Origin of the sequence: Pseudomonas sp. LAIL14HWK12:I1 (genome assembly GCF_003202095.1) — a bacterium.
Lineage (GTDB): Bacteria > Pseudomonadota > Gammaproteobacteria > Pseudomonadales > Pseudomonadaceae > Aquipseudomonas > Aquipseudomonas monteilii.
Genome location: NZ_QJKG01000002.1, coordinates 24786 through 51008, shown reverse-complemented (window position 1 = coordinate 51008; position 26223 = coordinate 24786). Strand labels below are relative to the sequence as shown.

Sequence of the window (26223 nt, the reverse complement as noted above, 5' to 3'; positions counted from 1 at the left end):
GGGCATATCGCGACAACCGGTAATCCTGATTGAACGCTCGGCAAAGCCTTCCAGTCACTAGTTGAACAAGCCCGCAACGGGCACGCCTGAAGACTGATGAGGAGAGACGACCATGCCCAGCAAGAAAACGGACGCGCCCAAGCAGAGTGAAGCCGCTGGCACCCAGACCCCGGACCGGGCCAATACCAATGCCAAGTTGCAGAGCCTGGAAACCTTCCGCAGCGACGCTACCGGCCAGGCTCTGCGCACCAACCAGGGCGTGAAGATTGCCGACAACCAGAACAGCCTCAAGGCTGGCGCACGAGGGCCGTCGCTGCTCGAAGACTTCATCATGCGCGAGAAGATCACCCACTTCGACCATGAGCGCATCCCGGAGCGCATCGTGCATGCCCGTGGTACCGGGGCGCACGGCTACTTTCAGAGTTATGGCAACCATGCGGATCTGACCAAAGCCGGTTTCCTGCAAGATCCCGACAAGATCACACCGGTGTTTGTACGCTTTTCCACTGTGCAGGGTCCCCGTGGTTCGGGGGATACCGTGCGTGATGTGCGCGGTTTCGCGGTCAAGTTCTATACCGACGAAGGTAACTTCGACCTGGTCGGCAACAACATGCCGGTCTTCTTCATCCAGGATGCCATCAAGTTCCCCGATTTTGTGCATGCGGTCAAACCCGAGCCGCATAACGAGATTCCTACCGGTGGCTCGGCCCACGATACGTTCTGGGATTTCGTTTCGCTGGTGCCGGAGTCGGCCCACATGGTGATGTGGGCCATGTCCGACCGGGCTATCCCGCGCAGCTTGCGCATGATGGAAGGCTTTGGCGTGCATACCTTCCGCCTGATCAACGCCGAGGGCGTGGCCAGTTTCGTCAAGTTCCACTGGAAGCCGCGCCAGGGCGTGCATTCGCTGCTGTGGGACGAGGCGCAGAAACTGGCGGGCAAGGACACTGACTTCCAGCGCCGTGACTTGTGGGAGGCGATCGAGACCGGCGATTACCCGGAATGGGAACTCGGCGTGCAGATCGTGCCGGAGGCCGACGAGCACAAGTTCGACTTCGACTTGTTGGACCCGACCAAGATCATCCCGGAAGAACTGGTGCCCGTAACGCCCTTGGGCAAGATGGTGCTGAACCGTAACCCGGACAATTTCTTTGCCGAGGTCGAACAGGTGGCGTTCTGCCCAGGCCATATCGTGCCTGGAATCGACTTTACCAATGACCCACTGCTACAGGGCCGGCTGTTCTCGTACACCGATACCCAGATCAGCCGCCTGGGCGGGCCGAACTTCCACCAGATCCCGATCAACCGCCCGGTAGCGCCTAACCACAACAACCAGCGTGATGCCCTGCACCAGCACGTCGTGCACAAGGGGCGGGCGTCCTACGAGCCAAACTCGATCGACGGTGGTTGGCCAAAGGAAACCCCGGCAGCGGCGCAGGACGGTGGTTTCGAGAGCTACCAGGAGCGTATCGATGCGCACAAGATTCGTCAGCGCAGCGAGTCGTTCGGTGATCACTTCTCGCAAGCCCGGCTGTTCTTCCAGAGCATGAGCCCGACCGAACAGCAGCACATCATCAAGGCTTACAGCTTCGAGTTGGGCAAAGTGGAGCGCGAACATATCCGCGCCCGGGAAGTGAATGAAATTCTCGCCAATATCGATTTGAAGCTGGCGGCGGCAGTTGCAGCCAACCTGGGCCTGCCTGCGCCGAAAGCGGGTACGGTGCAGGTGAAGGGCAGCCAGCTGGCGCAATCACCGGCCTTGAGCCAGATGAACCACCCAGGTTCGGTGGGTATCAAGGGGCGCAAGATTGCCGTGCTGGTGGCCAATGGCGTGGACGCTGCAAGCGTGGACAAACTGATCAAGGCCCTGGAAGCGCACAGTGCCCGGCCGATGCTGTTGGGGCCGACCTCGGCGCCGGTAAAGGCGACGGATGGCAAGCAACTGCCGGTGGAGGCATCGATGGAGGGGATGCCATCGATCATGTTCGACGGGATTGTCGTGCCATCAGGTAAGGCTTCGACGGATGCCTTGGCAGCCAGCGGGCTAGCCAAACACTTCTTGCTGGAAGGCTACAAGCACCTGAAGGCTATGGTGTTGACCAAGGAACTGGCGACCGGCCTGGGACTTAAGGAAGACAAGGGCTTGCTGCTGGCGGATGACCAAAAAGCCGTGGATGCCTTTGTCAAAGCGGTTGAGGGGCATCGGGTGTGGGAGCGGGAAGCTGCTGCGGAGGCTGTGCCGGCCTAAGGGGCTGCTTTGCAGCCCATCGCCGGCAAGCCAGCTTCCACAGGTACTGCGCAGGCCTTGGGCGTTGTGCGCTACCTGTGGGAGCTGGCTTGCCGGCGATAGGGCTCTAAAGTTTTATTGCGGGTGCGGCACCAAAACCACTTGGGCCGGCAGCGAGCGCTGAATTTCATGCTTCTGCTTCAGCTCGAAACCACTGTCGATCTTGCGCACGCGTTTCTCCAGCAAGGTCTTCAGCCAAGGGGCATCGTCCGTACGCGGCACCTGGAACACCACTTCGCAGCCATAGCTCACCACGTCGGCGGCAATGTCATCGAGCTGGCGGCGCATGGCGCGGCTGTCGGTGGTCTTCAAGGCCACCACCGTGCTTGGCGCTGTAGGGTCGATGATGCGTGCCTTGGGCTTCGCTTCAGCAGCTTTCAAGGCAGCTTCTGCCTTCTCCAGCTCGGCCTTGCGTGCCTGGGACAGGGGATCGCCACCGGTCACCGCCGGGGCTTGCGGCATCAGTGCACGGGCACGGGCCAGGGCGGTAGCTGCTGCGTTCACATCGCCCTTTTGCAGGACGATCTGACTGCGTTGCAGATAGGCTTCGGCCAACTGACGCTGGTATTGCTCCAGGCGCGCGTCATCCGGCGACTGGGCCTGAAGGGCTGCCAGCTGGTCTTCGGCGGTGGCCAGCTCATTGCTGGCGATGTTTTGTTGCAACTGCTGCCAGGCATCGGCTTGGGCAGGTACAGCGGCCTGTTCGACCGGCGCGCTGGAGCAAGCAGCCAGGAACAGGGAAAACGCGGCAACAAGCAGATAACGGGAGGCGAACGGCTTCATTCCTGCGACTCTCTATTTGCGCAAAAAGCGAGCAAGTCTACACCCAGGTGCGCACGCTCGAAAACAGGTCTTACAGACCCTTTACCCGGCAAAAGGTTGCAAGGCGTGCCATCACACGCCCTGTCTTTCAGCGTTTTGGCAGGGCCAGGCTCAGCAAGAATAGCACCGCCGCGCAGACCACGATCGACGGGCCGGCGGGGGTATCCTTGAACCAGGACATGGCCAGGCCACCGCAAACGGCGGTAACGCCGAGCAGGCTGGCGCCCAGGGCCATCTGCTCGGGGGAGCGTGCGTGACGTTGCGCCGCAGCGGCGGGGATGATCAGCAGCGAAGTGATCAGCAATACACCGACGATCTTCATGGCGACGGCAATCACCACCGCAATCAGCAGCATCAATGCCATGCGCAGGCCCGCAACGGGCAGGCCTTCGACCATCGCCAGTTCTTCGTGCACGGTAACTGCCAGCAACGGCCGCCACAGCACGGCGAGCAGCAGCAGGACCAGCGCACTGCCGCCGAGAATCCAGGCGAGGTCGGTGGTGCTGATGGCTAGCAGGTCGCCGAACAGGTAGGCCATCAGGTCGATGCGCACATCGTGCATGAAGCTCAGTACCACCAGGCCCAGCGACAGGGTACTGGGGGCGAGGATGCCCAGCAGCGTGTCGGAGGCCAGCGGTTGGCGCTGTTGCAAGGTGACCAGCAGGATTGCCAGCAACAGGCAGCCCACGGTTACCGCCAAGGCCGGGCTTACGTCCAGCACGAAACCCATTGCCACGCCCAGCAGCGCGGCGTGGGACAGCGTATCGCCGAAATACGCCATGCGCCGCCACACCACGAAAGAGCCGAGTGGGCCCGCAACTACTGCCAGGGACAAACCCGCAAGCAAGGCGTAAAGAAGAAAATCAGCCATGCTTGCAGTGCTCTCCGTGAACATGGGTGCCGGGGGCGACGACCGAGCCGTGCAGGTCGTGGCTGTGGTCGTGATGGTGGTGGTAAACGGCCAGGCTCGGGGCGTTCTGGCCGAACAGTTCGACGAAGGCCGGGTCGTTGCTGACTTGCTCCGGGTGGCCCGAGCAGCACACGTGGCGGTTCAGGCACACCACCTGGTCGGTGGCGCTCATCACCAGGTGCAGGTCGTGGGACACCATCAGCACGCCGCAGCCGTGGCGGTCGCGCAGGCGGGTGATGAGGTTGTACAGCTCGGTCTGGCCGACCACATCCACGCCCTGCACCGGCTCGTCGAGCACCAGCAACTGAGGTTCGCGCAGCAGCGCACGGGCCAGCAGCACGCGCTGCATCTCGCCGCCGGAAATAGTCTGGATCGGGCTGTCGATGACCTGCTCGGCACCCACTTCCTGCAACGCCGACAAGGCTGCCGCGCGGTCTACGCCGGGCACCAAGCGCAAGAAGCGCAGCACCGACAGCGGCAGTGTGGCATCGACCTGGATCTTCTGCGGCATGTAGCCAATACGCAGTTTCGGCTTGCGCCACACCTTGCCGCGATGCGGCTTGAGCAACCCGAGCACGGCGCGCACCAGGGTGGTTTTGCCCGCCCCGTTGGGGCCGATCAGGGTGACGATCTGGCCGGGTGCCACCGACAGGTCGATGCTGTCGAGTACTGCCTCGCCGGCAAAGGTAACGCCCACCTGTTCCAGGCGGATCAGCGCATCGCTCATGCCGCGCTCCGGCAGTTGCCGCACAGGCCGACCACTTCTACGGTCTGGGTCTCGACCATGAAGCCCACGCCCTTGGCGCTGTTGATGATGGCCTCGCTGATGCTGCTTTGCTCCAGCTCGATGGCCACATGGCAGGCCCGGCAGATCAGGAACTGGCCTTGGTGCACGTGCTCGGGGTGGCTGCAGCCGATGAAGGCGTTGAGCGAGGCGATGCGGTGCACCAGGCCGTTTTCCAGCAGGAAGTCCAGCGCGCGGTACACCGTAGGCGGGGCGGCGCGGCGGCCGTCCTGCTCGCTGAGCACGGCGAGGATGTCGTAGGCGCCCAGCGGCTTGTGGCTTTGCCACACCAGTTCCAGCACACGGCGGCGCAGCGCGGTCAGGCGCAGGCCCTGGCGGGTGCACAAGGCGTCGGCTTCAGCCAGTGCGCTGTGTACGCAATGGGAGTGATCGTGAGGACGGTTGGCCAGCGGCGTGATGGACATGGGCAGCGACGGTTCTGGATGGAGACGTTATTATGTTACCTGTTTCTGACGACTCGAGTATCCACCGTGTCCCGATTCCTAGCCCTGTTTGTCGCTTTCATCGCATTTTCTGCCCAGGCCGATGTGCGTGTGCTCACCAGTATCAAACCCCTGCAGCAGATTGCCGCCGCCGTGCAGGATGGCGTTGGCAGCCCTGACGTGCTGTTGCCGCCAGGCGCTTCACCCCACCACTACGCGCTGCGCCCTTCCGACGTGCGGCGGGTAGGCGATGCCGACTTGCTGTACTGGATCGGCCCGGACATGGAGAACTTCCTGCCACGGGTGCTGGGCAGCCGCAGCAAGCCCACGGTGGCCGTGCAGTCGCTGACGGGCATGAAGTTGCGTCATTTTGGCGAGGACAGCCACTCCCATGAGGAAGAGGATCACGACGACCATGACCACGATCACCGCCCGGGCAGCCTCGATGCACATTTGTGGCTGTCGTCGGTCAATGCGCGGGTAATCGCGGCGAAAATGGCCACTGACCTGGCTCAGGTTGACCCGGCCAACGCTGCCCGCTACCAGAGCAACCTCAAGGCGTTCGATGCGCGCCTGGATGCGATGGATGGGCGAATCAAGGCGCGAGTGGCCAGTATCGCCGGCAAGCCGTACTTCGTGTTCCACGAAGCGTTCGACTACTTCGAGGCCGAGTACGGCCTGAAACACACGGGCGTGTTCAGCGTGGCCTCCGAGGTGCAGCCGGGCGCGCAGCATGTTGCTGCCATGCGCAAGCGCCTGCAGGAAGTGGGTAAAACCTGTGTGTTCAGCGAACCGCCGCTGCGACCACGACTGGCCGAGACCCTGACCGCCGGGTTGCCGGTGCGCCTGGCCGAGCTGGATGCCTTGGGCGGTACCGACCCGGTGGATGGCAAGGGCTATGAGCGCTTGCTGGAGAAGTTGGGCGGTGACCTGGTTGGGTGTCTGGAACAGCTGTAAGCCTGTTCCGGCCTATTCGCGGGTAAACCCGCTCCCACAGAGATAGCGCTAGTCTCAAGCCTATCGCTGTACCTGTGGGAGCGGGTTCACCCGCGAAGAAGCAGACCCGGTATCAGAGGGCGAACGGCAGGTGCAAAGCCACCTGCTGGCGCTGTGCCAGACGCACCTCGAACTCGCTCGGGTCATGGATCATCACATCCATCCCGGCAAACGATTCCGCCGCAATCAGGCGCGACAGCCAGAAGCGCACGCACCCTACCCGCAACATTTCCGGCCACAGCTCGGCCTCGGCCGCCGTGAACGGCCGCAGCGCCGCATAGGCCGCCAGCAGCGCCTGGGCGCGTGGCACATCGATCGCGCCGTGTTCATCCAGGCACCAGTCGTTCACGGTGATGGCGATGTCATACAGCATCGGCCCCGAGCAGGCGTTGTAAAAGTCGATCACACCGGTCAGGTGGGTGCCTTCGAACATCACGTTGTCGCGGAACAGGTCGGCATGCAGGTTGGCCCGTGGCAAGGCCAGGATCTGCGCCTTGTGCGCGGTGATTTCATCCAGCGCCGGCTGCAGCAGTGCGGCTTGCCCGGCAGTCAGGCGTGGCAGCAGCTCGGCACCCGAGGCCAGCATCCAGTCCAGGCCACGGTCGGTGCGGCGCTCGATGATGTGCTCGCGGGTGGCCAGGTGGATGTGCGCCAGCAGCTCGCCGACCTGGGCGCAGTGCTGGTTGTTCGGCGCTTTGATGTGCTTGCCCGACAGGCGTGGTTGCAACAGCGCAGGCTTGCCGCACAGCTCGCGCAGGCCATTGCCGTCGCGGTCACGAATGGCATAGGGCACCGGCATGTCGGCAGCGTGCAGGGTGTCGAGCAGCTCGATGAAGAACGGCATGTCCTCGCTCGGCCCACGCTCGATCAGCGTCAGGACGAACTCCCCCTGTTCGAGGCTGACGAAGAAATTGCTGTTCTCGGTGCCGGCGGCAATGCCCTGGAAGTCGAGCAAACGGCCCAGCTCGTACGGCGCCAGAAAGGTTTCCAGCTCAGGCCGGGTCACGGGGGTGAAGACTGACATGATGAAAAATTGCCCATACGGGCACTTCCGCCGGGAAGTGCCGGGTTGATGTGAACGGTGCGCGTCAGATTACCACTCGAAGATCTTCCAGGACGGAATCAGCATGTCCGGCTGGTCGGAACGAATGAAATTGCCATCAGAGCCATCGGCGCGTACCAGGAAATAAGGCTTGCCGTTTTTCGGCGTGATCTTGATCGCATACAGGAAGCCGTTCTGCCGGTATTCCTGGATGGTTTTGTCGCCTTCCGTGCGAATGGTCACCTCGGGATCGGCCGAGGGGGCGTCGTCCGCCGCCAGGGTAACGACAGGCATGGTTGCCAACAGGCCGAGCAGTAACAGGCGATTGAGTGTACGCATGATAACCTAGTCCCTTTGTCGTCAATGATTCTGGCTATTCTAGCGCCGGACCCGTCGAAAAGGTTGATTCTGCTCATGAGCCAAGCGCCCCTCGTCCTGGTGGACGGTTCCTCCTACCTGTACCGCGCTTTCCACGCGCTGCCGCCGCTGACCACGTCCAAGGGCATGCCGACCGGTGCGGTGAAGGGTGTGCTGAACATGCTCAAGAGCCTGCGCAAGCAATACCCCGACAGCCTGTTCGCGGTGGTGTTCGACGCAAAAGGCGGCACATTCCGCGATGCCATGTTCGCCGAGTACAAGGCCAACCGCCCCAGCATGCCCGACGACCTGCGCGTGCAGGTCGAGCCGCTGCATGCCAGCGTGAGGGCGCTGGGCTACCCGTTGCTGTGCGTCGAGGGTGTCGAGGCTGACGACGTCATCGGCACCCTGGCCCGCAGCAGCGCGGCCCAAGGGCGCCCGGTGATCATCTCGACCGGTGACAAGGACATGGCGCAGCTGGTGGACGGGCACATTACCTTGGTCAACACCATGACCGGAAGCGTGCTGGACGTGGCTGGCGTGCACGAGAAATTTGGCGTCGGCCCGGAACACATCATCGACTTCCTCGCCCTGATGGGCGACAAGGTCGACAACATTCCAGGCGTGCCGGGTGTGGGCGAAAAGACCGCCGTGGGCCTGCTGACCGGCATCGGCGGCGGCCTCAGCGACTTGTACGCCAACCTGGACAAGGTCCCGGCGCTGGCCATTCGCGGCGCCAAGACCTTGCCGGCCAAGCTGCAAGAGCACCGCGATGCGGCGTTCCTGTCCTATGAACTGGCCACCATCAAGGTCGACGTGCCGCTGGATGTCGAAGTGGATGCACTGGTGTGCGGCGAGCCGGACCGTGAAGCGCTGCTGGCGCTATACACCGAGATGGAGTTCAAGAGCTGGGTCGCCGAGGTGCAGCGTGACGCGGCCAAGGCCGGTGATGACGTGGCACCGGTAGAGGCGCCAGCCGCCAAGGCCGAGCCCAGGTACGAGACCATCCTCGACCAGGCCCGTTTCGATGCCTGGCTGGAGAAGCTGCGCCAGGCGCCGTTGTTTGCCTTCGACACCGAGACCACCGGCCTGGACGCCCAGCAGGCACAGCTGGTTGGCCTGTCGTTCGCCGTCGAGCCACATGAAGCAGCCTATGTGCCCTTGGCCCACGATTACGAAGGCGCGCCGGCCCAGCTGGACCGCGAGGCCGTGCTGCTCGCCCTGAAGCCGCTGCTGGAAGACCCGGCCAAGGCCAAGGTCGGGCAGAACGCCAAGTACGACATCAACATCCTGGCCAACGGCTCGCCTGCCATCGACATGCGCGGCGTGGCGTACGACACCATGCTCGAGTCGTATGTGCTGAACTCCACGGCTACCCGCCACGACATGGACAGCCTGGCGCAGAAGTACCTCGACCACACCACCATCGCCTTCGAGGATATCGCCGGCAAGGGCGCCAAGCAGCTCACCTTCAACCAGATCCACCTGGACAAGGCCGGTCCGTATGCCGCCGAAGATGCCGACATCACCCTGCGCCTGCATCACGCCCTGCAAGCGCGCCTGGCGCAGACGCCGAGTGTGCAGCCGGTGCTGATGGACATCGAAATGCCGTTGGTGCCGGTGCTGGCCAAGATCGAGCGCCAGGGTGCGTTGGTCGATGCCGCACTGCTGCAGGTACAGAGTGGTGAACTGGGCGTGAAGATGGCCGAGCTGGAACAGCGCGCCTATGAGCTGGCCGGTGAGGAATTCAACCTCGGCTCGCCCAAGCAGCTGGGTTCGATCCTCTACGACAAGCTGGGCATGCCGGTGCTGAGCAAGACGGCCAAAGGCCAGCCATCCACTGCCGAAGCCGTGCTCGACGAGCTGGCCGTACAAGGCTACCCGCTGCCCGAAGTGCTGATGCAGTACCGCAGCCTGAGCAAGCTCAAGAGCACCTACACCGACAAGCTGCCGGGCCAGATCAACCCGCGCACCGGGCGTATCCATACCTCCTACCAGCAGGCGGTAGCTGCCACCGGCCGGCTGTCGTCCAGCGACCCGAACCTGCAGAACATCCCGATCCGCACTGCCGAAGGCCGTCGTATTCGTCAGGCCTTCATCGCCAGCCCCGGTTACAAGCTGCTGGCGGCGGACTATTCGCAGATCGAGCTGCGCATCATGGCCCACCTCGCCAAGGACGAAGGCTTGTTGCACGCCTTCCGCAATGACTTGGACGTGCACCGCGCCACGGCCGCGGAAGTGTTCGGTGTGGCCCTGGAAGACGTCACAACCGACCAACGCCGCAAGGCCAAGGCCATCAACTTCGGCCTGATCTATGGCATGAGCGCCTTCGGCCTGGCCAAGCAGATCGGTGTCGACCGCAAACAGTCGCAGGATTACATCGACCGTTACTTCGCCCGCTACCCGGGCGTGCTGGCCTACATGGAGCGCACCCGCGCCCAGGCCGCCGAGCAAGGCTTTGTCGAAACCTTGTTCGGCCGCAGGCTGTACCTGCCGGACATCAACGCCAAGAACCCGGCCCTGCGCAAAGGCGCCGAGCGCACGGCGATCAACGCGCCGATGCAAGGCACCGCGGCCGACATCATCAAGCGGGCCATGGTCAATGTGGACAACTGGCTGAGCGAGAGCGGGCTGGATGCCCGGGTGATCCTGCAGGTACACGACGAACTGGTACTTGAGGTGCGTGAAGACCTGGTTCAGCAGGTGAAAGATGAAATTCGCCAGCACATGAGCAAGGCGGCGGAACTGGATGTGCCGCTGCTGGTGGAAGCAGGAATTGGCGCGAATTGGGACGAAGCTCACTGATTGAGCGGGGAAAGCTGTGTAGGATCTGCGACGTAGTGACGCGGATCCTGGCACCGCTCAGTGCCATGGGTGCTGAAGTTTCATGAAACTATCGCAAATAGTTTTCAAGGCTTTGGAACTAAACCGGTGAAGCGGAACTCAGAGTAACTGAATGGCTGGTGAAGCCCTTCGATGCTCCTATGTTGTGTTAAGTGTTGGCAGATATCTGGACCCCGCCCTAGCGGTCCGGACTTGGACCCCGAACTTCCCCCTCCCCATACGAAGTCCGGGGTTTTTTTTGCCCGGAATTTGACTTGAACCTGGCGAAGTACACTGTGGGAGCGGGCTGGCCCGCAAACCTGGGCGAAGCCCAGGCCATGCTCCGCGCTGGAATCTTCGCGGGCAAGCCCGCTCCCACAGGGATGCTCTAGTCTTAGGCTACCGGCTTGTCTTCCAGCTCCATCCAGTCTGCCAGCACCCTGTAGGCGTCTTCCACGCCCAGGCGCTTGGGCGCCGAGAACAGCTGGATGGTCACGCCATCACCCCAGCCCTTGCGGATTTCCGACTGCACTTTGAGCAGGGTGTTCTTGCCCGCGCCGTGGGTCAGCTTGTCAGCCTTTGTCAGCAGGATGTGCATCGGCATGCTGCTGGCCTTGGCCCAGTCGAGCATCATTTTGTCGAAGTCGGTCATCGGGTGGCGCACGTCCATCATCAGGATCACGCCACGCAGGCACTCACGGCTGCCCAGGTAGGCTTCCAGGTGTTTCTGCCAGTGCTGCTTGAGCGGAATCGGCACTTTTGCATAACCGTAGCCCGGCAGGTCGACCAAACGCCGTTCATCGTCCAGACTGAAGAAATTCAACAGCTGGGTGCGCCCGGGGGTTTTCGAGGTACGCGCCAGGCTGGCATGAGTCAGGGTGTTGAGGGCGCTGGATTTGCCGGCGTTGGAGCGGCCGGCGAAAGCCACCTCGTAACCCTGGTCGTCCGGGCATTGTTCGACCTTGGCTGCGCTGAGGGCGAATTTGGCTTTCTGGCAGAGGCCGAGGATGGGGTTCTTGACTTGCATGGGATATCCGATGTGGGTGTTGCCTGACTCTGAAGGCCCGAGCCTGGCAAGCGGTGTCGTTTCCGTTTGGATGGCGGAAGTATATAATGCCCCAGTTTTTGTGTGCTCATTCTCCCAGCGAAGGGGAAGGAGCATGGGGTGTCGAACAATAGCTCGCGCAACAGAACGCAGCGCGGCCCCCAACCCTGAAGGTCGTTCCGCATGGCGAAATGGCTGCTTGCTGTCGGTATGTTCCTGCCGGTTTTCAGCGCACAGGCTACACAGGATCCCGAGGTGTTGTACAACCGCACGTGTGCGGCCTGTCACACCGGGCAGTTGCCACAGGCACCCAGACGGGGTGACCGGGCAGCATGGGAGCCAAGGCTGGCGCAAGGCATGGAGGTACTGGTGAAGCACGTGACCCAGGGTTTCAAGGCTATGCCGCCGCGTGGATTGTGCATGGACTGCAGTGCCGAGGACTACCGTTTGGTCATCCTTTGGATGAGCGGCAGTCCCGATACATAACATTTCACCCTTAGCCGTGTTGGATTAGCTGATGAACAAACTAGTCGTGAGTCTGCTGTTGACCCTGGGTGTCGCAGGTGCGGCCACTGCTGCGCAACCTATCAAAGGCGATGCCGCCGCCGGCCAGGCCAAGACGGCCGTTTGTGGCGCCTGCCACAACCCCGACGGCAACAGCCTGGCACCGAACTTCCCTAAATTGGCCGGCCAAGGCCAGCGTTACCTGGAAAAACAACTGCACGACATCAAGTCGGGCAAGCGCACCGTGCTGGAAATGACCGGCATGTTGGCCGCGTTCAGCGACCAGGACCTGGCTGACATTGCCGCCTACTTCGCCAGCCAGAAAGGCAGCGTGGGGGCCGCCGATCCCAAGCTGGTCGAGCGTGGCCGTGCGCTGTTCAACGGCGGCGACCTGGAAAAAGGCATGCCGGCCTGCACAGGCTGCCACTCACCGAATGGCGCGGGCATCGCCCTGGCTGGCTTCCCGCACCTGGGCGGGCAGCATTCGCAGTACGTGACCAAGCAGCTCACGGACTTCCGCGAAGGCAACCGCACCAACGATGGCGATGCGATGACCATGCGCACCATCGCCGGCAAGCTGAGCAACCACGACATCGAAGCGTTGGCCAGCTACATCCAGGGCCTGCATTAACTTTCAGTTAATGTTGTAGGCCAATGATGAAAGGGCGGCCGGGCCGCCCTTTTTTCAGTCCGCAGCCGTTACACTACAGAACTCGAGCCCTTCCCGGCCTGTCCTAGTGCAGGTCGCGTCGTGGCGACCCATGACTGCTCAGGAGTAAAGCATGCGTAAACTGATTCTCAGCGCTGCGCTGGTCGCCGCCAGCGTGTTCGGTATGACTGCCGTCCAGGCCGCCGAGCCTGTCGCCGGCAAGGAATACATCGAGCTGAGCAACCCTGTTCCGGTTTCCGTGCCTGGCAAAGTCGAAGTGGTCGAGCTGTTCTGGTACGGCTGCCCACATTGCTACCACTTCGAACCGGTCATCAACCCATGGGTCGAAAAACTGCCCAAGGACGTCAACTTCAAGCGCGTACCGGCCATGTTCGGCGGCCCATGGGACGCCCACGGCCAGATGTTCCTCACCCTCGAAGCCATGGGCGTCGAGCACAAGGTTCACGCGGCGGTGTTCGATGCCATCCAGAACCAACACAAACGCCTGACCGACAAGAACGACATGGCCGACTTCCTCGCCACCCAAGGCGTGGACAAGGACAAGTTCCTCGCCACCTTCGACTCATTCGCCATCAAGGGCCAGGTCAACCAGGCCAAAGAGCTGGCGAAAAAGTACGAAATCACCGGCGTACCGAGCATGGTCGTCAACGGCAAGTACCGCTTCGACCTGGGCACCGCTGGCGGGCCGGAAGGCGTGCTGAACGTTGCCGACCAGCTGATCGACAAGGAGCGCGCCGCTAAGTAAGCGGCGTAACCCATGCCCCGCTTCCGAGCCACGCGTGGCATTGGCCTGCACCAGCCGCAGGTCAACGAGCATCACCTGCAGGCCTCTGGCCTGCCCGAGGATGGTCGGCTGCGGCTGCTCAGTTTCAATATTCAGGTTGGCATCAGCACCGAACGCTACCGGCATTATCTGACCCGCAGCTGGCAGCACTTGCTGCCGCATAACGGGCGTGCCGGCAACCTGCAGAAAATCGGCGAACTGCTGGGCGACTTCGACCTGGTGGCCTTGCAGGAAGCCGACGGTGGCAGCCTGCGCTCGGGTTACATCAACCAGGTCGAGCTCCTGGCTCAATTGGGGGCCTTCCCCTACTGGTACCAGCAACTCAACCGCAACCTCGGGCGTTTCGCCCAGCACAGCAATGGCGTGCTCAGCCGCCTGAAGCCGCAGGTGCTCGAAGACCACCCGTTGCCAGGCCCGGCCGGCCGTGGGGCGATCCTGGTGCGTTTTGGTGAGGGCGAGGATGCGTTGATCGTGGTGATGATGCACCTGGCGCTCGGCGCCAGGACGCGTGCCCTGCAACTGGGTTATATCCGCGAGCTGATTGGTGGTTATCGTCATCAGGTGCTGATGGGCGACATGAACACCCATGCCACCGACCTGCTGGAGCACTCGCCGCTGCGCGACCTGGGCCTGATTGCCCCGCAAGTCGAGGCCACCTTCCCCAGCTGGCGACCACAGCGTTGCCTGGACCATATCCTGCTCAGCCCAAGCCTCACGCTGGAGCGTGTCGAGGTGCTGGCGCGGCCAATTTCCGACCACCTTCCCGTTGCAGTCGAGATTCGATTGCCTGATGCATTGACTGTGGATACGCTGCCGGTCTTGAGCTAATTGCCATCACCGTTTGCGGACCCGGGCATGACTGAAGACGCTGAGCGCTGGAAAGAAAAATACCTTAAAAGCATCGAGCAGCAAGAAAAGCTCGAACGCCGGTGGGACGCCCGTCTCGACCTGCTTCGTCGTGGCCTGGTGCGCAGCAGCCTGGCTGCGGAAGGCAGTGACAAGGTGGTGGACGCGTGCATGAAGGAAATGCGCGAAGTCATCCGCAGTGACAACATGGACGCCGGCCTCGCCGGTTTGATCCCGCGCCTTGAAAAGGCGGTGCTGGACTCCGAACAGCGCCGCGAAACCCGCATGAACCAGGTCAGCGATGCGCTCGCCGCGCTGGTTGGCCAATTGCAAGGTCTGTCGCTGCCCAGCGATATCTCGCGTCCGCTGAAAAAACTGGCGAAGAAGCTCGAGGGTGGAGTTGCCCAGTCCCGCGATCTGCCGCCGCTGCTGGGCGAGTTGAGTGGTTTGCAGGGCCGTGCCCTGTCGGCGCTTGGTAAAACGGAGGATGAAGCCCGGCCTGGTTTCTTGCAGCGCTTGTTCGGTAGCCGCGAGGATGACCCGCAAGGCGAGCCAGTCCCTGAGCCGGTGGCAGTGCCTGCTGCCGAAGCGCCGCCTCAGGTTGCGCAGCCCCCTCTTGAAGCCCCGCAGCCCGACGATGTGGATGCGCTGCAACCGTTGCCGGCCCCTGTCACCGAAGCGACCGTAGCGGCGGAACCCGAGCCGGAGCTACAGGGCCCAGCGCTGATCGAAACGGCTGAAACACTCGCCGTCCCGCACCCGCTGCAGGAGGACGTACTGGAGCCTGACGCGACCGCCAGCGAACCTATGGCAGCAGCACAACCGGCACCCACGCTCGAAGAGACGTTCGGCGAAGATGGCCCCTATGCCCTGCCCTATGCCGTCGAGCCACCCTACAGCCAGGTTGCCGCGCACATCGAGCAGACCCTGATCGGCCTGCTTGATGACCTCAGCCTGCCCGAGCGGCACAAGGCCCAGGCGCTGGAAATGCGCGAGCGGGTTGCCCGTGGCCTGAACTGGTACGAGCTGATCCCGGTGCTGGATGACCTGGCTGTGCTGATGCTGGCAATAACCGACAGCGGCCAGCACGAATTCGAAACCTACCTGCAACAGCTCAACGAACGCCTGGAAGGCTTCCAGAGCCACCTGCAGGAGGCCAGCGCCGGCCATGCCGACAACAGCAGCGCTGCCCGCGAACTGGATACCCAGCTGCGCGAGCACGTCGACGGCTTGCAAAGCAGCGTGCAAGGCGCCGCCGATGTGGACAGCCTCAAGCACATCCTGGAAAACCGGCTGGAAGGCCTATTGGTCACCATGGACGAGCACAAGCTTGAGCGTGATCGCCGCGAGCAGGAGCTGGCAGGGCGCCTGCAAGGCTTGTCGGAACGGGTGGCGAACATGGAGCATGAAGCGCTCGGCTACCGTGAACACCTGGAAGAGCAACGGCAAAAAGCCCTGCTCGACCCGCTCACCGGCTTGCCCAATCGTGCGGCCTGGAGCGAGCGGGTAGAACGCGAAATACTCGAATGGCAAGAGGCCGGCGGCCATCTGGCCATGGCGATTCTCGACCTGGACCACTTCAAGCGCATAAACGACAGCTATGGGCACCTGGCCGGGGACAAGGTGCTCAAGATTGTTGCTGACCAGCTGCGCAAACGCCTGCGTGGTCGTGACTTCATTGCCCGTTTCGGGGGCGAAGAGTTTGTCCTGTTACTGCCGCAGACTTCACCCGCGGCAGCGGCCCAGATGGCGGAAGTACTGCGCGCCACGGTGGAGGCCTGCCCGTTCCACTTCAAGGGCGAGCGGGTGGTGATCACCACCTCTATCGGCCTGGGGGCGTTTCGCTCTGGCGAGCGTGGCGACCAGGTGCTCAAGCGCGCCGATGCGGCGCTGTACCGGGCCAAGGAGCTGGGACGTAACCGCGTCGAGCAGAGCTAGCGTTTGCTAACACTGATCCACGGTAAGCGCGGCCATGGGGAGCACGTTATACTGTAGCCCTCATTCGCTGAGGCCACTGACGTGCTTTCCACGCTTAAAAAAACGCTGATTTGCTTTTTGCTGTTGTCTGTTGCCGGATGTTCGACGGGGTTGCGCATCGACCGCAGCCACCCCTCGGCCAACCAGGACAACCGCATCCAGTTCGTTGTACTGCATTACACCAATGCATCCCTGGAGCGCTCCCTGGCGTTGCTTACCCAGGGTGAGGTCAGCAGCCATTACCTGATCGGCGACGGTCCGGCCACGGTGTATCAACTGGTGGATGAAAACCGTCGTGCCTGGCATGCCGGCGACAGCCAATGGCAGGGGCGCACCTGGCTGAACTCGTCGTCCATCGGGATCGAGATCGTCAACCCGGGCTTCACCGACACGCCGAATGGCCGGGTCTGGCACCCTTATAGCGAAGCGCAGGTTCAGTCGCTGATCGCGCTGCTCAAGGACATCGTCAAACGTAACAACATCGAGCCTCGGCACATCATTGGTCACAGTGATATCGCACCATCACGCAAGCTGGACCCGGGGCCGCTGTTCCCATGGAAGCGCCTGGCCGATGCCGGGCTGGGTATCTGGCCTGATGCCAATGCCGTGGCGCGCCAACAGGCCTACTTCAGCGTCAACCCGCCAAGCGTGGGCTGGTACCAGCAGGAACTGGCGCGGTTTGGCTACCAAGTCGAGCAGACCGGGGTGCTGGATGTCGCCACCCGCCACGTGATTGCTGCGTTCCAGATGCGCTTCCGTCCCCAGCGCTTCGACGGCATGCCCGATGCGCAGACGGCAGCGATGCTGCAGGTGCTCAACCGGATGCGTTGAGCCCGCAGCGAGGCGCTAAACGGCGAGGATGATTCTTGATCCAGTTGCTATACCTTGGTAATCAACTGGATGCCTTCGATGTCAGCTCTCATTTCTACGCTGCGCCAATTTTTTTACCGTCCCTGGATGCTGGCCACCTTGGCAGCATTGGCCAGCGCAGCACTTTTGCTTACTGCCAGCATCGGCATTGCCCTGCAGCAGATGAAGCAAAGCGAGAGCGAACAGATGAACGCCCAGGGCGAGCGTTTTCTCGACCGCCTCGAGCAGGTATTCGGCCAGTTGCGCGAAGGGGTCGACCTGCTGCAGGCCCAACCCTTGCGTGGCTGCAGCCCGGCGATGTTGGCGGCGTTGCAGCAGGTTGGCCTGAGTTCGCGGTTCATTTATGAAGCGGCCTATGTGGATGGTGACGTCGCCTGCTCCAACCGTGGCGATGAGCGGGCATTCGAGCCTTTGCGGGCACCCGACATCCAAGGGCCGACCTACAGCTACTGGTTGAACACCACGACCGAGCCGAACGAGAACCTGGCTGCGTTGATGCTGGGCCGGGGCAAGTTCGTGGTCTCCACCTCGCGTGGGCACCTGACCGACGTGGTCGACCTGCCACCGGGCGGCAGCCTGGTAGTGGTGCTGGACAACGGTGCCCGCGCCATACCCGTGCTCGGCCCGCCACAGGTGTGGCCGCCGCCCTCGGCCTGGTCGACCAGCCACAAGTCGTTGCTCGAACTCAGTGACCGGCTGATCTACCGCATGCCCACCAAGTCGCCGGATTACCAATTGGTGCTGATTGCCCCACGGGCCAGCCTGCCGTTGAGAATGAATGGCATGCTCTGGCTGCTGTTCCCTGGCAGCGTGTTGGCTGCCTGCTGCATCGGCTGGCTGGTGCTGCAGTTGATCCTGCAACGGCGGTCGATGAGCTCGGAGTTGCAGAATGCCTTGCGCCGTGGAGAGCTGCAGGTGCTCTACCAGCCGATCTTCGAACTCGACACACGGCGCTGTGTAGGCGCCGAGGCTCTGGTGCGCTGGCGCCGCCCGGATGGCACGCTGACCAGCCCGGACCTGTTTATCCCATTGGCGGAAAACACCGGGCAGATATGTCAGATCACTGACTTTGTCCTGCAGCGCGTCCTCGAACAGCTGGGGCAGCTGCTGCGGTCGCACCCCAAACTGTACATATCGGTGAACCTGGCCGCCTGCGATGTGATGGTGCCGCGTATTGGCCGGGTGGCGGCGCGCCTGCTGGCCCTGCACCGGGTGGCCGCTAGCCAGATTGCGTTCGAGGTGACCGAGCGCGGCTTGATCGACGTGGTGGTGGCACGTGACAACCTGCAGGCGCTACGCGCCGTGGGGCATCAGGTGCTGATCGACGACTTCGGTACCGGCTATTGCAGCCTGGCCTATCTGCAAACCCTGCCGGTGGATTGCCTGAAGATCGACAAGGCCTTCATCGATGCGCTGGGCCACGATGCCGCCAGCAGCGGGGTTGCCCCGCATATCATTCGCATGGCCCATGACCTGCACCTGCGGGTGATTGCCGAAGGCATCGAATGCGAGGACCAGGCGGTGTTGCTGAACAGTGAAGGGGTCAATTACGGCCAGGGCTGGCTGTTTGCCCGACCGCTAAACGCCCGGCAGTTTGCCGAGCTGGTGACCCGCGGGCAGTTGCCGCGTCGGGTTGAACATTGAGAAGTCCTGCGCCTGCGAAGAGGCCGGCACAGGCGATACTCAAACTGGCAGCGCCATGTAGAACTGTGTCCCCTGCCCTGGCCGGGAAAACACGCCCATGCGCCCGCCATGCAGCTGCACGATTTCCTTGCACAGCGCCAATCCTAGCCCTGCACCGCCCTTCTTGCGCCCTACCTGTACAAACGGCTCGAAAATGCGCCCTTGCTGCCCATAGGCAATCCCTTCGCCTGTGTCCTCGACGCTGATGATCACCCGCTCGGCATGCCGCCGCGCATGCAGGCGGATGCGCCCGCCGTTGGCGGTATGGCGGATGGCGTTGTGCAGCAGGTTGTCCAGAACCCGATCAAGTTGCGCAACGTCGGCCTGAATACGCGGGAGCGGTGGTTCAAGTGCCTTGACCAGTTCAACCTGCTTGTTTGCCGCCTGTTCGGCAAAACGCAGTTGTGCGCGCTCCAGCAATTCGTCGATGGCACAGGGGGCCAGGTCGAGTTTCTGCAGCCCGCTCTGGTAACGAGAGAAGTTGAGCAGGTCGTTGATCAGTTGGGTAAGCCGCTGCATTTCTTCGCCGATGGTTTCCAGCAAGTCATTCTCGCGTGCCTCAGGCGGAAACTTGACTCGCTCGCGCAACAGCCCGAAGGCCATGTGCATGCCGGTTACCGGGGTGCGCAGTTCGTGGGACGCGCGCAGTACGAACTCACTGCGCACGCGTTCGAAGGCCCGTTGCTCGGTCACATCGTGCAGCACCATCACCGCGCCAAGGATCGGCCCTTGCGGGTGGCTCACCGGGGTCAGGCTGTAGGTCAGCAAGCGCGTTTCTTCATCCACCTCCATGGTCAGGTCTTCCGGCGGGCGGTCCAGATTGCCACCGCGCAGCACCTGACGCAGCTGCTGCTCCAGCTCCGGCCGTCGCAGGGCTTCGGCCAGGCTGCTGCCCACGCGGCTATCATTCCAGCCCAGCTGGCGCTGCGCCACCGGGTTGAGGTGTTCCAGGCGGCCCTGGCGGTCGATGATCAGCAGGCCATCGTCGATGCTGTCGAGCACGGCCTGCAGGCGCTGCTGCCCGGCCAGCAGTTCGTCGACGTTGGTGGCCTGGTGCTTGCGCAAGGCATCGGCCATGATGCCAAAGCGGCGGGTCAGCTGGTTCAGCTCGGTGGCCTGGGTGACTGGCAGGGTGACGTCAAAGTTGCCCTTGCCCAGCTGGTCGGCTGCTTTGGCCAAGGCTTCGATCGGTTGGCCAAAACGTCGGGCGATGTTGTGCGCAGTAATGAAGCCCAGCACCAGCACCACAAGGCCCATCAGGCCAAGCACACCGCTGACCAGCAGGGCGCGGTCACGGCTGTATTCCTCGCTGCGGGTGATGAGGTCCAGCGCCTGTTTGTGGGAATCGATCAGGTCGGTACGCACCTGGTTGAAGGCGGCCCCCAAGGGGTGGTCGACACCCATGCTACGAGCGGGCGCGGGGCTGTCACGGTAGGCTTGCAGGAACGTCTGGTAGTTACTGCCGGCCTTGCTGAAGCCGGTGCGCTCTCCGCCTTGCTCCAGGCCTTGGTTCAGCAAGGCCTGGAAGTTTTCTTGCAGCAGCCGGAGGTTTTCCGGGGCCGTGCCTTCATCAAGGATCAGGGTCAACTGTTCGCCAAGGTTCTGCCGCAACTTCAGCCCCACTTCCAGGACGTGGGTGGTGTCACGCACCAGCTGCTGTTGCGCGGTAGCCATCTGCAGCACGCTGACCAGGCCCAGCAGCAGCCCGAGCAAGGCCACCGTGACCAGTGCCGAGATACTCAGGAAAAGCCGCGTGCGCAGCTTCATGGGCGGCCACTTCATAGGTTGTACTGCTTGCGCTTGCGGTACAGGGTGGAGGCGTCGATGCCCAAGGTTTTGGCGGCCTGGTCGAGGGTGTCGCTGGCAGCCAGCACCGCGCCGATGTGGGCGCGCTCCAGCTCGTCCAGGCTCAGCGCGGCACCGACACGCGGGGCATTGCCAGCCGGTTGTTCGCCCATCCCGAGGTGGCTGATTTCCACGCGCTCCTGCGGGCAGATGATACTGGCCCGCTCTACCACGTTACGCAGTTCGCGAATGTTGCCGGGCCAGCGGTAGTTGAGCAGGGCGTTGCGCGCTTCGTCGCTGAAGCCCCGGGCGGGGCGGGAGTATTCCTTGACGAAGCGGGCAAGGAAGCGGTCGGCCAGGGTCAGGATGTCTTCACTGCGCTCGCGCAGGGGCGGCAGGTGCAGGGTGATGACGTTCAGGCGGTATAGCAGGTCTTCGCGGAAGCGGCTTTCGCGCACCATCTCTTCCAGGTTGAGGTTGGTGGCGGCCAGGATGCGTACATCTGCACGCCGTGTCACGGGGTCGCCCACGCGCTCGTATTCCTTGTCCTGAATGAACCGCAGCAACTTGGGTTGCAGGGTCAGCGGGAAGTCGCCGATCTCGTCGAGGAACAACGTACCCCCATCAGCCTGGCTGACCCGCCCCAACGTGCTTTCGCTGGCACCGGTAAAGGCGCCACGGGTGTGGCCGAACAGTTCGCTTTCCATCAGCTCGGCGTTCAGCGACGGGCAGTTGATGGTCACGCAGGCTTTGCGGGCACGTTTGCTCCAGCCATGGATGGCCCGGGCCAACTCGCCTTTACCTGTACCGGACTCGCCAAGAATGAGGATGTTGGCGTCGGTGGTGGCGACCTGGCGGGCAGTTTCCAGCACCGCCATCATGGCCGGGCTGTGCGAGTCCAGGCCGTCCTTGGGTTTGCGCATTTCGCCTTCCAGGGCCTCCAGGCGCGCAGAAAGCTGGCGCACTTCCAGCTGCTTGGCGGTGGCCAGGCGCAACTGATCGGGGCTGCATGGCTTGACCAGGTAGTCGGCGGCGCCGGCCTGGATGGCATCCACCGCTGTATCGATTGCCGAGTGCGCGGTCACGATCACCACACGCATCCAGGGTGCCTGGATGCGCATCTGCGCCAGTACGTCCAGGCCGTTGTCCTCGCCCAGGCGCAAATCCAGGAAGCAAAGGTCGAACACCTGGCGCTGCAACAGCGTTTCGGCCTGGGCCGCGCTGTTGGCTGTGGCCACGCTGTAGCCTTCGTCTTCCAGGCAGTAGCGGAAGGTGCGCAGGATCGCGGACTCGTCATCCACCAGCAGAATGCGGCCTTGGTTGTCCTGGGCTGATTCCATTTCCTGCGCTCCTTAGGGATAGATCTTCATTTAGTGTGGGAAAAATCGGGCAAGTTGCATGGTCAATTCTGAAGGATTCTGCCCTTTGCATGCTAGCCAATGGCCTGATGCTTACTGCAGGCCGTGAAATACCATTGATTTGCTTAGAGGTATGCAGTGGCACATTGGTTGCGAAGGTTTTTACCTTTTGCCCAAAAAAGGAGGCACTGCCATGCTCTTTTCCTTGCGTACAGCCGTGTTCACAGCCGCCCTGCTGCCCGTTTTCACCCCGGCTATCGCCGACCCTGTGCGGGACGCGCGCCTGGAAGGCGCCCTGCAAACCGCCCTGTCTTTGAACCGCATGCTTGACCCGTTCCGTATCAGGGTTGATGTAGACGGCAAGCATGCACGGCTTTCCGGCGAGGTGGAGAACGAGGTAGAGCGGCAGCTGGCCGAAGATGTGGCCCGTGCCACACGGGGCATCGAACACGTGGAAAACCAGCTGCAGGTCAACGCCCGACTGGTTGAGCGTCCGTTGGCGCTACGTGCCTACGCCCAACGCCTGGAGGACGCCACCCTGGCGGCGGTGATCCGTGCCCGGCTGTTGTGGAGCCGCACCACCGAGAAGGCGCCTATAGAAGTACAAAGTAGCGAAGGCGTGGTGACCTTGCGCGGCAAGGTCGACAGCGCCGAAGCCAAGGAGCTGGCCGGCGTGATAGCGCGTACCACCGACGGAGTGTACCTGGTCAACAACCTGGTCAGCCTCGATACCGCCGCCATGGCCAAGGCCCGCGAAACACCGGTAGGGGCCCCAACGGGTCCACAGCCAGGCGACAGCTGGATCATCGACAAGATCCAGAACAGCTACCGCTTCAGCCGTAACCTCGATGGCCTGAAGCTGAAAGTTGCCAGTGAAGCGGGCATGGTGCGGCTGTCGGGCGAGGTTGTCAGCGCTGAGCAGAAAACCATCGCCGTGGAGATCGCCCGGCAGATCATTGGCGTGCGCGGGGTGGATGCCGACCTGCTCAAAGTGGCGACGAAAGCGGAAGGCTGATCGTGCAATTCGCACGACCCCTCGGGCGGCATCGTGCAGGATACGTCCCTGTCGAATGTTTATGTTAATTATAAGTTATTGATTTTAAACGTATTTTTTAAAATCAAAAGGCTGGCATGCAGGCTGCAATTACCTGTTCAGGTTTGAACAAAAATTACAGCAGGAGGAGCCGGCATGAACCGCCAATCCGTCAACCGCTCGCAGAACGTCGCCCTGCCCCTGCGCCAGATGTTGTCTGTCGGCATGGCGCTGCTGCTGACCTTGGCCGCTGGCCTTTTCTATTACAGCTGGCAGACCGCGCGTCTGGCTGAGCAAGTGGCAGCGCAGACTGCGCTGTTGACGCAGATTCAGGCGACCCGTGCCAATACCCTGGTCAAGGCAGCTGAGCCATCGCCTGCCGGCCAGGCCTCCGCCTCACCGGCCACCCTGGAAAATGTCGTACCCCAGGACCGTTGGGTCTTCTGACCTGCCGGCCGCACCGATTCTGAAAAAGAAAGGAGAACCACCATGCTGAGCTGGGCTATCACTTTCCTCATCATCGCCATTGTCGCTGCCGTACTGGGCTTCGGTGGTATCGCGGGCGCTGCGACGGGTATCGCGAAGATCCTGTTCATTGTCTTCCTGGTGTTGTTCGTAGCCTCCTTCTTCTTTGGACGTGGACGAGGTTGAAGATGGGCAGGAAGCTTTTTACAGCCCTGGCTGCCGCCCTGATGCTGGGTGGCAGCGCGGCGGCGATGGCGGCCAATGACGGCCAGGTCCGGGTCGACCAGTTGCTCGGCTCGGACCCGGAGTACCGGGAAACCTGGCAGGACACGATCAAAGGCGAGGAACGCCTGCCCGATTGGGTGGTCAATCTGACCGGCAGTTCCCAGCAGCAGATGTCCGCCACTACCGAAGATGGCGACAAGTACCTGGTCGGTGCGTTGTGCGAGGCACAGGACAACTGCACCTACAAGCGGCTGATCGTTGCGTTCAGCTGGGACAAGGAGGATGCCTACGGGATGCTCGTGGAGGTACCCGAAGGCTTGCCGAGCGACAAGTCGCCTACACGCCACGCGCAATATCGCTGGCTGGGCGACCCTGACGACGGCATGAAGGCGATGCTGCAGGAGCAGCTTAAGCGTGACCCGAACTGGTACTGAGCATTTATTGCCGGTACGGATGAAAGGTCATCGACTGTCACGTAATAGAAGCTGAACCTTTCTATATTTCAGCCTTCTATGATGCGCCGCCCCGAGGAGGGGCAGCACATGACCAAGGGGCCGGGCTGTTCTGATTGTTTCAGGATCGGAGTGGCCTAGGGGTACAGGGAGTGCCTCCAGCGATGGGCCGGGTCAGGAAAGGCGGAATCGGAAGTATCAGGTCGGCGGTGTCAAAGGGATACCTGACCAGACCTGACTTCCGAGGAGCCATGTAGGAAACGCCCTCTTCCTTGCGCGATTTCATCCTTGAGACACATTTTGTCTCGACCGTACATCAAATTTTTTTCGGCCTTGCGAGCCCTTCTTCAAGTGGTATTTCGGCCATTCGGATTGTCGAACAAGCCATCTTTCATGCCCTTTGTGTACCGTCAAATCTGCCGAAAAATGGCGGTTTGGTCTTGTTCGGGATTCCGAACGTTATAAATCAAGCACTTGCGAACCCTCTGTTTTGGCATGAAACACTATGCATGATCGGCATGGGTCATGCGCTTCCGGCATTAGATTTCCCCCTTTCCCATCGCAATAGTTGCCGCCTTTTTCGCTGGTCAGAGCGCCCTGTCGCTCGCCTGCGGTGTCCTTACATGAAGTCGCCAGATGGGTGCGCTTGAAGCCAGAGGCCTTGCCGATGGCTCTGTTACGCGTGTTTTCGTCGGGTGCCATGACCACTAGAACAAAGGGTAAAGACATGAAGAAGGCAAAACTGAGCCTCGCCTGGCAGATCGTCATCGGTCTGGTCCTGGGCGTTGCAATCGGCGCGCTACTGAATCATTTCAGTGCAGAAAAGGCATGGTGGATCAGCAACGTCCTCCAGCCCGCCGGTGACATCTTCATTCGCCTGATCAAGATGATCGTCGTCCCGATCGTGATTTCGTCGTTGATCGTGGGTATCGCCGGGGTTGGCGATGCGAAAAAACTGGGCAGCATCGGCCTGAAGACCATCATCTACTTCGAAGTGGTGACCACCATCGCCATCGTCGTGGGCCTGGTGTTGGCCAACCTGTTCCACCCGGGCGCCGGCATCGACATGAGCACCCTGGGTACCGTGGACATCTCCAAGTACCAGGCCACTGCGGCCGAGGTACAGCATGAGCACGCGTTCATCGAGACCCTGCTGAACCTGATTCCGTCGAACATCTTCGCAGCGCTGATGCGTGGCGAAATGCTGCCGATCATCTTCTTCTCGGTCATGTTCGGCCTGGGCCTGTCGAGCCTGCAGGCCGAGCTGCGCGACCCGCTGGTACGCACCTTCCAGGCCGTATCGGAAACCATGTTCAAGGTCACCCACATGATCATGAACTATGCCCCGATCGGTGTGTTCGCCCTGATTGCCGTGACCGTGGCCAACTTCGGCTTCAGCTCGCTGCTGCCGTTGGCCAAGCTGGTACTGCTGGTGTATTTCGCCATCGCCTTCTTCGCCTTCATGGTGCTGGGCCTGGTTGCCCGCGTGTTCGGCTTCTCGGTGATCAAGATCATGCGCATCATGAAAGATGAGCTGATTCTGGCCTACTCCACCTCCAGCTCCGAAACCGTGCTGCCGCGCGTGATCGAGAAGATGGAGAAGTACGGCGCGCCGAAGTCGATCTGCTCGTTCGTGGTACCGACGGGCTACTCCTTCAACCTCGACGGTTCGACCCTGTACCAGAGCATCGCGGCCATCTTCATCGCCCAGCTCTACGGTATCGACCTGTCGTGGAGCCAGCAGCTGCTGCTGGTGCTGACCCTGATGGTCACTTCCAAAGGCATCGCTGGTGTGCCGGGCGTGTCGTTCGTGGTGCTGCTGGCCACCCTGGGCAGCGTGGGCATCCCGCTCGAAGGCCTGGCCTTCATCGCCGGTGTCGACCGCATCATGGACATGGCCCGTACCGCGCTGAACGTTGTAGGCAACGCCCTGGCTGCGTTGGTCATCGCTCGCTGGGAAGGCATGTACGACGCTGCCAAGGGCGAGAAGTACTACGCCTCGCTGATGGCCGACAAACAGGAAGCCGCAGTGGTTGGCGAAGCCGCCAAGCGCTGAACCTGA

General features: G+C 62.1%; 23 protein-coding genes and 1 pseudogene. 15 read left to right on the top strand and 9 right to left on the bottom strand.

Translation table 11 applies throughout. The features are described 5' to 3' along the window. The first annotated feature begins 112 nt into the window (after positions 1-112). Entirely contained in the window at positions 113-2248 is a 2136-nt protein-coding gene (katE, locus tag D906_RS05110; RefSeq protein WP_019099209.1) for a catalase HPII, read from the top strand. A 114-nt stretch (positions 2249-2362) separates the two neighbouring features. On the opposite strand, the gene D906_RS05105 is transcribed toward katE, so the two are convergent. The 4 genes from D906_RS05105 to zur form a co-directional block, all read right to left on the bottom strand. Beyond that, a complete protein-coding gene (locus D906_RS05105) occupies positions 2363-3070 on the bottom strand; it encodes a PA5502 family lipoprotein (protein WP_019099208.1) in 708 nt (235 codons plus the stop codon). A 127-nt stretch (positions 3071-3197) separates the two neighbouring features. Next, positions 3198-3980, bottom strand: a complete 783-nt coding sequence (gene znuB / locus D906_RS05100; RefSeq protein WP_019099207.1) for a zinc ABC transporter permease subunit ZnuB — start codon at positions 3978-3980, stop codon at positions 3198-3200. Further along, on the bottom strand, positions 3973-4746 hold the full coding sequence (gene znuC / locus D906_RS05095) for a zinc ABC transporter ATP-binding protein ZnuC (protein ID WP_019099206.1): 774 nt from the start codon (positions 4744-4746) through the stop codon (positions 3973-3975). The genes znuB and znuC overlap by 8 nt, the downstream gene beginning before the upstream one ends. Continuing rightward, on the bottom strand, positions 4743-5228 hold the full coding sequence (gene zur / locus D906_RS05090) for a zinc uptake transcriptional repressor Zur (RefSeq protein WP_019099205.1): 486 nt from the start codon (positions 5226-5228) through the stop codon (positions 4743-4745). The genes znuC and zur overlap by 4 nt, the downstream gene beginning before the upstream one ends. A gap of 18 nt (positions 5229-5246) precedes the next feature. Here zur and D906_RS05085 point away from each other — a divergent pair, with 18 nt between their 5' ends. Then, entirely contained in the window at positions 5247-6203 is a 957-nt protein-coding gene (locus tag D906_RS05085) for a zinc ABC transporter substrate-binding protein (protein WP_050587716.1), read from the top strand. A gap of 112 nt (positions 6204-6315) precedes the next feature. On the opposite strand, the gene D906_RS05075 is transcribed toward D906_RS05085, so the two are convergent. Continuing rightward, positions 6316-7266 carry a homoserine kinase gene (locus D906_RS05075; RefSeq protein WP_016712843.1) on the bottom strand — a complete coding sequence of 317 codons (951 nt, stop codon included), beginning with the start codon at positions 7264-7266 and terminating at the stop codon, positions 6316-6318. Between the two features lie 69 nt (positions 7267-7335). Beyond that, a complete protein-coding gene (locus D906_RS05070; protein ID WP_013970316.1) occupies positions 7336-7623 on the bottom strand; it encodes a DUF2782 domain-containing protein in 288 nt (95 codons plus the stop codon). Between the two features lie 75 nt (positions 7624-7698). On the opposite strand from D906_RS05070, the gene polA reads away from it, so the two are divergent. Then, positions 7699-10446 (top strand): DNA polymerase I, encoded by a 2748-nt coding sequence (gene polA / locus D906_RS05065; protein WP_025754201.1) that lies wholly within the window; start codon positions 7699-7701, stop codon positions 10444-10446. A 412-nt stretch (positions 10447-10858) separates the two neighbouring features. Here polA and yihA read toward each other — a convergent pair whose 3' ends face one another. After that, positions 10859-11491: a ribosome biogenesis GTP-binding protein YihA/YsxC gene (yihA, locus tag D906_RS05055; RefSeq protein WP_019099202.1), complete on the bottom strand. Its 633-nt coding sequence runs from the start codon at positions 11489-11491 to the stop codon at positions 10859-10861. A 201-nt stretch (positions 11492-11692) separates the two neighbouring features. On the opposite strand from yihA, the gene D906_RS05050 reads away from it, so the two are divergent. From D906_RS05050 to D906_RS05020, 7 genes and pseudogenes are all read left to right on the top strand, one after another. Beyond that, positions 11693-11995 carry a cytochrome c5 family protein gene (locus D906_RS05050; protein WP_016712845.1) on the top strand — a complete coding sequence of 101 codons (303 nt, stop codon included), beginning with the start codon at positions 11693-11695 and terminating at the stop codon, positions 11993-11995. Positions 11996-12026: 31 nt separating this feature from the next. After that, positions 12027-12644: a cytochrome c gene (locus D906_RS05045; RefSeq protein ID WP_016712846.1), complete on the top strand. Its 618-nt coding sequence runs from the start codon at positions 12027-12029 to the stop codon at positions 12642-12644. A 151-nt stretch (positions 12645-12795) separates the two neighbouring features. Beyond that, a complete protein-coding gene (dsbA, locus tag D906_RS05040) occupies positions 12796-13428 on the top strand; it encodes a thiol:disulfide interchange protein DsbA (RefSeq protein ID WP_019099201.1) in 633 nt (210 codons plus the stop codon). Between the two features lie 34 nt (positions 13429-13462). After that, positions 13463-14295: pseudogene (locus tag D906_RS05035) on the top strand (endonuclease/exonuclease/phosphatase family protein). Between the two features lie 27 nt (positions 14296-14322). Beyond that, positions 14323-16251: a GGDEF domain-containing protein gene (locus D906_RS05030; RefSeq protein WP_019099199.1), complete on the top strand. Its 1929-nt coding sequence runs from the start codon at positions 14323-14325 to the stop codon at positions 16249-16251. A gap of 81 nt (positions 16252-16332) precedes the next feature. Continuing rightward, a complete protein-coding gene (locus D906_RS05025) occupies positions 16333-17121 on the top strand; it encodes an N-acetylmuramoyl-L-alanine amidase (protein ID WP_019099198.1) in 789 nt (262 codons plus the stop codon). A 78-nt stretch (positions 17122-17199) separates the two neighbouring features. After that, positions 17200-18804 carry an EAL domain-containing protein gene (locus tag D906_RS05020; RefSeq protein ID WP_019099197.1) on the top strand — a complete coding sequence of 535 codons (1605 nt, stop codon included), beginning with the start codon at positions 17200-17202 and terminating at the stop codon, positions 18802-18804. A gap of 39 nt (positions 18805-18843) precedes the next feature. Here the strand turns inward: D906_RS05020 and D906_RS05015 are convergent, their stop codons facing one another. Together D906_RS05015 and algB are read right to left on the bottom strand one after the other, a co-directional pair. Next, entirely contained in the window at positions 18844-20625 is a 1782-nt protein-coding gene (locus D906_RS05015) for a KinB sensor domain-containing domain (RefSeq protein WP_019099196.1), read from the bottom strand. After that, positions 20622-21968, bottom strand: a complete 1347-nt coding sequence (gene algB, locus D906_RS05010; protein WP_019099195.1) for a sigma-54-dependent response regulator transcription factor AlgB — start codon at positions 21966-21968, stop codon at positions 20622-20624. The genes D906_RS05015 and algB overlap by 4 nt, the downstream gene beginning before the upstream one ends. A gap of 211 nt (positions 21969-22179) precedes the next feature. Here algB and D906_RS05005 point away from each other — a divergent pair, with 211 nt between their 5' ends. The 5 genes from D906_RS05005 to gltP all read left to right on the top strand — a co-directional run bounded on the left by D906_RS05005 (position 22180) and on the right by gltP (position 26217). Beyond that, entirely contained in the window at positions 22180-23001 is an 822-nt protein-coding gene (locus tag D906_RS05005; RefSeq protein ID WP_019099194.1) for a BON domain-containing protein, read from the top strand. A gap of 174 nt (positions 23002-23175) precedes the next feature. Next, a complete protein-coding gene (locus tag D906_RS05000) occupies positions 23176-23466 on the top strand; it encodes a hypothetical protein (protein WP_019099193.1) in 291 nt (96 codons plus the stop codon). 42 nt (positions 23467-23508) lie between these two features. Then, positions 23509-23670, top strand: coding sequence for a DUF1328 domain-containing protein (locus tag D906_RS04995; protein WP_003252966.1), 162 nt, complete (start codon positions 23509-23511; stop codon positions 23668-23670). Positions 23671-23672: 2 nt separating this feature from the next. Next, entirely contained in the window at positions 23673-24143 is a 471-nt protein-coding gene (locus D906_RS04990) for an inhibitor of vertebrate lysozyme family protein (RefSeq protein ID WP_016712856.1), read from the top strand. Positions 24144-24888: 745 nt separating this feature from the next. Then, the gene (gltP, locus tag D906_RS04985; protein WP_016712857.1) at positions 24889-26217 is read left to right on the top strand and encodes a glutamate/aspartate:proton symporter GltP; all 1329 of its coding nucleotides are present in this window, start codon (positions 24889-24891) and stop codon (positions 26215-26217) included. The last annotated feature ends 6 nt before the right edge of the window (positions 26218-26223 follow it).